This is a genomic window from Ideonella sp. BN130291, from assembly GCF_036231905.1.
In the GTDB taxonomy this organism is placed as follows: Bacteria; Pseudomonadota; Gammaproteobacteria; order Burkholderiales; family Burkholderiaceae_C; genus CAMLIZ01.
Window position 1 is genome coordinate 274,662 of record NZ_JAZARE010000010.1, and the last position, 8,732, is coordinate 283,393.

Annotated in this window: 6 protein-coding genes; 5 read left to right on the forward strand and 1 reads right to left on the reverse strand. The window is 68.6% G+C overall.

Translation table 11 applies throughout. The features are described 5' to 3' along the window. The first annotated feature begins 204 nt into the window (after window positions 1-204). The 3 genes from VPH43_RS21485 to VPH43_RS21495 all read left to right on the forward strand — a co-directional run bounded on the left by VPH43_RS21485 (window position 205) and on the right by VPH43_RS21495 (window position 5,629). Window positions 205-3,132 (forward strand): TonB-dependent receptor, encoded by a 2,928-nt coding sequence (locus tag VPH43_RS21485; RefSeq protein ID WP_328579798.1) that lies wholly within the window; start codon window positions 205-207, stop codon window positions 3,130-3,132. 24 nt (window positions 3,133-3,156) lie between these two features. Continuing rightward, the gene (locus tag VPH43_RS21490; protein WP_328579799.1) at window positions 3,157-3,489 is read left to right on the forward strand and encodes a cupin domain-containing protein; all 333 of its coding nucleotides are present in this window, start codon (window positions 3,157-3,159) and stop codon (window positions 3,487-3,489) included. Window positions 3,490-3,685: 196 nt separating this feature from the next. Further along, entirely contained in the window at window positions 3,686-5,629 is a 1,944-nt protein-coding gene (locus VPH43_RS21495) for a GDSL-type esterase/lipase family protein (RefSeq protein ID WP_328579800.1), read from the forward strand. Between the two features lie 50 nt (window positions 5,630-5,679). On the opposite strand, the gene VPH43_RS21500 is transcribed toward VPH43_RS21495, so the two are convergent. After that, a complete protein-coding gene (locus VPH43_RS21500) occupies window positions 5,680-6,618 on the reverse strand; it encodes a sugar kinase (protein ID WP_328579801.1) in 939 nt (312 codons plus the stop codon). A gap of 79 nt (window positions 6,619-6,697) precedes the next feature. On the opposite strand from VPH43_RS21500, the gene VPH43_RS21505 reads away from it, so the two are divergent. Beyond that, window positions 6,698-7,444 carry a FadR/GntR family transcriptional regulator gene (locus VPH43_RS21505; protein ID WP_328579802.1) on the forward strand — a complete coding sequence of 249 codons (747 nt, stop codon included), beginning with the start codon at window positions 6,698-6,700 and terminating at the stop codon, window positions 7,442-7,444. A gap of 72 nt (window positions 7,445-7,516) precedes the next feature. Continuing rightward, entirely contained in the window at window positions 7,517-8,428 is a 912-nt protein-coding gene (kdgD, locus tag VPH43_RS21510; protein WP_328579803.1) for a 5-dehydro-4-deoxyglucarate dehydratase, read from the forward strand. Window positions 8,429-8,732: the final 304 nt, after the last annotated feature.

Here is an 8,732-nt window from a genome sequence, read left to right on the forward strand (position 1 = left end):
GTGGCGGGTCGCGTCTGGCGGCAGCGTGCGTCTGGAAGCGCCGCACCGCGTTGGTAGTTTCCCGAAATGCTGGACTTTTTAAATGAACCAGCGTTTCAGTTTTGATTCCGTGCCGCTATAGTACACGCAAATCAGCGTTTCACAAGAGCAGTAAAGCCGAGAAAACCACGAGCGCGCCGCGCTCAATCCGGACGGAGACAAGCCATGACATCACGCCACGCGCCGCGGCGCTTCCCGCTCTCGACCCTCACCCTGGCCGTGCTGGCCACCACCGCCCACGCCCAGACCACGCCGGACGACCAGCCCGCGCGGGTGGAGGTCATCGGCATGCGCGCCGCGCTGGAAAGCGCGCTCAACAAGAAGCGCGAGGACCGCGGCATCGTCGATGTGATCAAGGCGGAGGACATCGCCAAGTTCCCCGACACCAACCTGGCCGAGTCGCTGCAGCGGGTGCCCGGCGTGGTGATCGACCGCGACGCCGGCGAAGGCCGCGGCATCACCGTGCGCGGCCTGGGCGCGGACTTCACCCGCGTGCGCATCAACGGCGTGGAGGCCCTCACCACCACCGGCGGCACCGACTCCTCCGGCGGGGCCAACCGCAGCCGCGGCTTCGATTTCAATGTGTTCGCCGCCGAGCTGTTCAACCAGATCACGGTGCGCAAGAGCTCGCAGGCCGACGTGGACGAAGGCTCGCTCGGCGCCACGGTGGACCTGCAGACCCCGCGGCCGCTGGAGATGCCGGGCTTTCACGCCACCGCGTCGGTGAAGGCCGGCTACAACGACCTGTCGAAGAAGGCGCAGCCGCGGGGCGCGTTCCTGGTGTCCAACACCTTTGCCGACAACCGGGTGGGCGTGCTGCTGTCGGGCGCGCTGTCCAAGCGCGAGCTTTACGAGGAAGGCTTCAGCACCGTGCGCTGGGACAACGGCGCCTCCTCCGGCGGCTGGTGCGCACCGCAGGGCGTGACGCCCGCCAACCCCACCAACAGCACCGCCACCACCTGCGGGCCGGCGGCGCAGGCCGTGCCCCGGCTGCCCAACACGCAACAGAACATCGACGCCTACAACCTGGCGAGCGACCCCAACAACTTTCACCCGCGCCTGCCGCGCTACGGCCGCCTCACGCATGACCAGGAGCGCATCGGCCTCACCGCCACGCTGCAGGTCAAGCCGCAGGACAGCACGCTGATCACCCTGGACATGCTGTACGCCAAGCTCAAGGCCACGCGGCAGGAGGACTTTCTCGAGGCCATCTCGTTCAGCCGCAGCGCCAGCCAGGGTGGCAAGCCGCAGACCAGCGTGGTGGACACCGCCTACGGCCCCAACGGCGCCCTGCTCTACGGCACCTACAACGGCGTGGACATCCGCGCCGAGTCGCGCTACGACAAGCTGTCGACCGAATTCACCCAGCCCACCCTCACGATCCGTCAGGACCTGAGCGAGACGCTGCGCCTGAACGCAATGGGCGGGCGCGCGGTGTCCCGCTTCCGCAATCCGGTGCAGACCACCACCACGCTGGACGCGCTGAACGTCAACGGCTACTCCATCGACTTTCGCGGCAACGACCGCCTGCCCACCATCGGCTACCCCTTCGACGTCACGCAGCCCGGCGGCGCATTAAGCATCGTGGGCGTGCCGCAGGTGAGCTCCGGCACGCAGCCCACCACGATCCCCAACACCACCTCCAGCGAGATCCGCATCCGCCCGCAGGGCACGGACAACCGCAACGACGTGGCCCATATCGACCTCGACTGGGAGGCGATTCCCGACAAGCTGAACCTCAAGGCGGGCGTGGACTACAAGCGCTTCGCCTTCAGCACCTTCGAGTTCCGCCGGGTCAACCAGAACGACACCATCTTCGCGCCGCCGGCCGGCACCTCGGCCGCCGGCCTCACCACGCTGCTCAACGGCTTCGGCGGCGGGCTCAGCCTGCCGGCGGGCGTGCCCACCAGCTGGGTCATTCCCAACCTGAACGCCATCGCCAACACCTACGACATCTACTGCAACTGCATCAAGAGCGGCCCGGCCGGCGGCCCGGGCGACTTCACCTTGTCATCCATCACCAACGGCAACGCACGCGGCAACAACCGCTCGGTGAGCGAAACCGACAAGGGCGGCTTCTTCATGGCCGACTTCTCCACCCAGCTGCTGGGACTGCCGGTGCGCGGCAATGCCGGCGTGCGCTACGTGGAGACGCACCAGGCGGCCACCGGCTACCTGGCCACCGGCAACGGCACCGCGGTGACGCTGGACCAGAGCTATGAAGACTGGCTGCCTGCGGTGAACCTGGCCGCCAACCTTTCCAAGGACCTGGTGCTGCGCCTGGCGGCGGCCAAGGTGATGGCCCGCCCGCAGCTGGGCAACCTGAACCCCGGCGGCACCATCAGCACCACGGGGACGCTGTCCATCACCACCGGCAACCCCTTCCTCAAGCCCTTCCGCGCCAAGACCTTCGACGAAAGCATCGAGTGGTACTTCTCGCGCAACGGCTTCATCGGGCTCGGCTTGTTCCAGAAGAACATCGACACCTACATCCAGAGCCTGCGCACCACCATGCCGTTCAACCAGACGGGGTTGCCGCTGTCGCTGCTGCCGTCGAACTTCACCGGGGAAGAGGAGTTCCAGGTGACGGCGCCGGTCAATACCTCGGGCGGCCGGCTCTCCGGCTTCGAGATCAACTACCAGCAGCCCTTCACCTTCTTGCCCGGCGTCTGGCGCAACTTCGGCGTGCTGCTGAACTACACGCAGGTGAAATCCAAGATCAACTACATCGTCTCGCCCACGGCCGGCAGCACGATCACCGACGACCTGATCAACATGTCGCCCAAGGCCTGGAACGCGACGCTGTTCTATGACGATGGCCGCCTCAGCGCGCGCGTGTCGGGCGCCTACCGCTCCAGCTTCCTCACCCGCGTGCCGGGCCAGAACAACAACGACGTGGAAGGCAAGAACAAGACCTTGAACGTAGACCTGTCGGTGTCGTACAAGCTGCGCGACAACCTGGAGGTCACCTTCGAGGGCGTGAACCTCACCAACGAGGCCAACGACCAGTTCGTGAGCCGCGCGCGCGACAGCGCTGTCGTGTACAACGTCACCGGGCGCGAATACATGCTCGGCATGCGCTACAAGTTCTGATCTTCTGCACCCAGGAGCCGCCCCATGTCGAACTACTTCCTCAACGACGAACAGCCGTGGACCGAGCTGGGCGACGGTATCCGCCGCAAGGTGGTGGCCCACACGCCGCAGCTGATGTCGGTGCTGGTGCAGTTCGACCAGGGTGCGGTGGGCACGCCCCATGCACACGACGTGCACGACCAGATCGCCTTCGTGGTGCGCGGGTCGTTCGAGTGCGAGGTGGGCGGCGCCAAGCGGGTGCTCAAGCCCGGTGACGCCTTCATCGCGCCGCACGGCACGATGCACGGCGTCGTCGCGCTGGAGCCGCAGAGCACGCTGCTCGACCAGTTCTCGCCGCGCCGCGACGACTACCTCTGACCACCCGCGCAGGCGCTTCGGCGCCTTCGCCATTCGGCGACGCGGCTCCCCCGGCAGATTGCGGCCGCGGTGGGCATCGCCTTTCCGCTGTGCTGCCCCGATGCATCCCCTTCGCCTGCTTTGCTGCGTCGTGATCGTGTTCACAACGCCACTTTTTGCCCAGGCCCAAGCGGTGTCCCCATCGCCGGGCGCACCCGTGGCCACGGTCCACCCCGCCCTGCACCTGGCCGGCGATTCCACGATGGCCGACAAGCCGCAGGACCCGCCCAACCCCGAGCACGGCTGGGGCCAGCTGTTCCGCGAGCGGCTGCTGGAGCCGGCGCGGCTGGTCAACCATGCGATGAACGGCCGCAGCACGCGCAACTTCCGCGACGAGGGCCGCTGGGATCATCTGCTGTCGCAGTTGCAGGCCGGCGACCAGGTGCTGATCCAGTTTGGCCACAACGACGCCCGCATCGACGACCCCAAGCGCTACGCCGACCCGGCCACCTACCGCGAGAACCTGCGCCGCTTCGTGCGCGAGGTGCGCGAGCGCGGCGCCACGCCCTTGCTGGCGACGCCGCTGGTGCGCCGCAAGTTCGACGAAGCCGGGCGGCTGCAGGACACGCACGGCGCCTACCCCGACGAGATGCGGCGTGTTGCCTTGGAAGAGCGTGTGCCGCTGCTGGACCTGCAGCGCGCCAGCCGCGAGTTCGTGCAACGCGTGGGGCCGGAGGCTTCACGCGCGCTCTACCAGTGGCTGGCGCCCGGCGAGTGGGCCCGTTACCCCGACGGCCGGCGCGACGACACCCACTTCAGCGAGGACGGCGCGCGCGCCATGGCGGGCCTGGCCGCCACCGAGATACGCGCGCTGGGCCTGCCGCTGGCGGCCTGGCTGAAGCCCATGCCGGCCTTCAACCATGCGAGCTACGACGTCAAGGGCTGGGCCGCGGCCACCCGCGGTGGGCACGGCGGCAAGATCGTGCGCGTGACCACGCTGGCCGCGTCAGGCCCCGGCTCCCTGCGCGCCGCGCTCGAAACGCCCGGGCCGCGCATCGTGGTGTTCGAGGTGGCCGGCGTGATCGATCTCGCCGGCAAGGGCATCACCATCCGGCAGCCCTACCTCACCATCGCGGGCCAGACCGCGCCGCACCCGGGCATCACGCTGATCCGCGGCGAGCTCGAGATTGCCGCGCACGACGTGATCGTGCAGCACCTGGCCCTGCGCCCGGGCGACTGGGGCCGCCCGCCGCGCAGCGGCGGCGACCAGGACGGCCTGTCCACCAACGCGGGCGCCTACAACGTGATCGTGGACCACTGCAGCTTCTCCTGGGCCACCGACGAGAACCTGTCCGTCGGCGGGCCGCGCTTCGCCGGCAACGACCCGGACGAGTGGCGCCACTACACGTCGCACGACATCACCTACAGCCACAACCTGATCTACCAGGGGCTGTCGAACTCGGTGCACGAGAAAGGCGAACACTCCAAGGGCACGCTGGTGCACGACAACGCCAGCGGCGTGCTGCTGTACGCCAACGTCTACGCGTCCAACCGCCAGCGCAACGCGCTGTGGAAGGGCGGCACGCGCGGCGCGATGGTGAACAACGTGGTCTACAACCCGGGCGACCGTGCGGTGCACTACAACCTCTTCGCCAAGGAGTGGGCTGGCCAGCCCCTGCAACCGGGGCAGCTCGCGCTGGTGGGCAACGTCTTGCGCCACGGGCCGGACACCGTGCCAGGCACGCCGCTGTTCATGCTGGGCGGCGAAGGTGAACTGGCGCTGTACCTGGAAGACAACCTCGCGCACGACACGCGCGGCCGACCGGTGCCGCTGCTGGGCCGCTACGGCTCCGGCCAGGCGCGCCTGCTGCCGACCGTTGCAGCCGGGCTGCCGCCCGACGTGAAGGCTGTGCCGGCGGCGCGGCTGATGGACGAGCTGCCGCAGGCGGTGGGCGCGCGGTCCTGGCAGCGTGACCCCATCGACGCTCAGCTGCTGGCCGACATGGCCGAGGGGCGCGGCCATATCATCGATTCGGAGCGCGAGACGGCATCGGGATATCCATCGCCGCAGCCGACGCGCCGGCCGTTTGTCGAGGCCGAGTGGAACCTCGATGACATGAGCCCGAAGGCCGGCTGGGGTGCGCTCTTCAAGCCGCGCTGAGTTTTCAGCGTTTCACTGGATCAACCTCGGCGCGAGCCGCAGGGACGCGATCAGCAGAGATCGGCCATCACCTCGCGCGCGATCACTGCACCGGGGTGCTGGATCACCCGCGCCGCCAGGCGGTTGCCGAACGCGGCTGCCTCCGCCGGTGCGGCGCCGGCAAGGCGCTGGCACAGGTAGCCCGCCCCGAATGCATCACCAGCGGCCGTGGTGTCCACCACGCGCGCCACGCGCTCGGCAGGCACTTCCAGCCAGCCGCCATCCGGCCCGCGCAGCAAGGCGGGCTCGGCGCCCCGCTTGACCACGAGTTCCGCGGTGGGCAGCGCACGCGCCGCCTCCAGCGCCTGTGCCGGCTGCTCCAGTTGCAGCAACGCCTGGTGGTCGTCGGCGGTAAGCAGCGCGATGGAGGCCGCCTCGAACGCGAGGCAGAACCATTTGCGCGCTTCCGTGGCGGCTGGCCACAGGCGCGGGCGGTAGTTGTTGTCGAACACCACCGTGGCACCGCGCGCGCGCAGGGTGCGCATCAACGCCAGCAGGCGCTCGCGCCCCGCCACCGGCAGCACCGCCAAGCTGATGCCGCTGACGTACAGCGCGCCCCACTCGACGGCGCGCTGTTCCAGCGGCGTGATGTCCACATCGAAGTAGGCCTTGGCGGCGCTGGTGTCGCGCCAATAGGTGAAGCTGCGCTCGCCGCGCTCGTCCACCGAGATCTGGTAGAGGCCCGGCATGCGGCCGGGCAGTCGGCGCACCAATGAACAATCAACGCCTTCGGCCTCCCAGCGAGCGAGCAGCCCCTCGCTCAAGGCATCATCGCCCAGTGCAGTGGCATACAAGGCCTGCTGGCCCAGCGGCGCACCGCAGCGCGCGAGGTACACGGCGGTGTTGAAGGTGTCGCCGCCGTACCCTTGCTGCAGCGTGCCGAAGGCCTGACCGCGCAGTTCGAGCATGCATTCACCGATGAGGGCCACCTTGTGTGGAGAAGAGGGCATGGCAGAAGATTCGAGGCGTTTTCGAAACGGTGTTTCGTTATTCTAGTCTGGTAAAGTGCCTCGTCCGTTGTCACACGACATGAACGAAACCCAAGATCCCCCTTTTCCCCCCCGCCGCCGCGCGCGCACCCTGGCCGCCGAACTGGTAGAGGCGCTGGGCATGCGCATCCGCGAAGGCAAGATGTCGCCCAATGACAAGCTGCCCACCGAGGCGGCCATGATGGCCGAGTACGGTGTGAGCCGCACCGTGGTGCGGGAAGCGATCTCGCGCCTGCAGGCCTCGGGCCTGGTGGAAACACGCCACGGCATCGGCACCTTCGTGGTGGGCCTGGGCGACAGCGGCAGCTTCCGCATCGCACCGGAGCAGGTGGCCACCTTGCGCGACGTGGTGGCCGTGCTGGAGCTGCGCATCGGCATCGAGACCGAAAGCGCTGCGCTCGCCGCAGTGCGCCGCACGCCGGAGAACCTGGCCGCCATGCGCACGGCGCTGGATGCGTTTGCCGAAGCCATCGAGCAAGGCCGTGCGGCGGTGGCCCCGGACTTCCAGTTCCATGTGGAGATCGCGCGCGCCACGCAGAACCACCATTTCACCGAAATCATGACCATGCTGGGGGCCACCATCATCCCCCGCGCGCGGCTGGAGCCGGCGGAAGTGACCAGCGACGAGCGCCGCACTTACCTGCGGCGGGTGAACGCGGAGCACGAGAGCATCTTCGACGCCATCGCGGCGCAGGACACGGACGCCGCCCGGGCGGCCATGCGCACCCACCTGGCCAACAGCCGCGAACGGCGCCGGCGCGCCGCGGCCAATACCCCCTCCCACTGATCCAGCGTTCAACAGCTCTGGTGTAGACATCGGCTATGTTGTACGATGTCTTATCTCTTCTCGGAGCGCTGGATGAATCCCCAAGAACTGAAGCAGGCCCTGTCCTCCGGTTTGCTGTCCTTCCCCCTCACCGACTTCGACGCGGACCTGCGCTTCGCACCCCGGCCGTATGCCGACCGGCTGGAATGGCTGATGCCGTATGGCGCCACCGTGCTGTTTGCCGCCGGTGGCACCGGGGAGTTCTTTTCGCTGGCGCCGGCGGAATACGCCGAGGTGGTGAAGACCGCCGCGCAAACCTGTCGCGGCCGCGTGCCCATCGTGGCGGGCGCCGGCGGCGGCACCACCCTCGCCATCACCTACGCCCAGGAAGCCGAGCGCGTGGGCGCCCAGGGCATCCTGCTGCTGCCCCACTACCTGACGGAGGCGACGCAGGAAGGCTTGGTGGCCCACGTGGAAGCGGTGTGCAAGAGCGTGAAGATCGGCGTGATCGTCTACAACCGCGGCGCCTGCAGGCTCAACGCCGACTCGCTGGTGCGGCTAGCCGAGCGCTGCCCCAACCTCATCGGCTTCAAGGACGGGCTGGGCGACATCGAGCGCATCGTGCAGATCCGCCAGCGCCTGGGCGAGCGCTTCGTCTATGTGGGCGGCATGCCCACCCACGAGGTGTATGCCCATGCCTACAAGGCGCTGGGTGTGCCGGTGTATTCATCGGCCGTCTTCAACTTCGTGCCGCGCACCGCGATCGAGTTCTACAACGCCTATGCGGCCGGCGACACCGCCACCACCGGCCGCCTGCTCGACGAGTTCTTCCTGCCCTACCTGGAGATCCGCAACAAGGGCGAGGGGTATGCGGTGAGCATCGTGAAGGCCGGGGCCACCATCGTCGGCCACAGTGCCGGGCCGGTGCGGCCGCCGCTGTCGGATCTGAAGCCTGCCGAGGTGGAGCAGTTGCGGGTGCTCATTGACCGGCTTGGGCCGCAGTAACGATCGGTGCGGCGTTGTTCACCGAGCAGCAGACTGAATGGTGGCGGGCGTGAGACCGAGCGGGGAGGCTGGGCCCGGGTGGCCGTCGGGGCTTCATCTGGGTCGGCCTCGCGCAAGCGCGAGGCTGCCCTGCGATGCTCACTCCGGGAGGGCGGCTGCGATGACTCCGGCTCCGGGCCTGAACGGCCCGGCCCATAGAGCCTTCTCGCCGGTCCGCCGCTGCGCAGCGGACTTCCCCTCCCTGCGCTGCGCTTCTCGGCGACCCAAGGCGCCCCGCCGGCCACCCGAGCCCAGCCACCTCGAC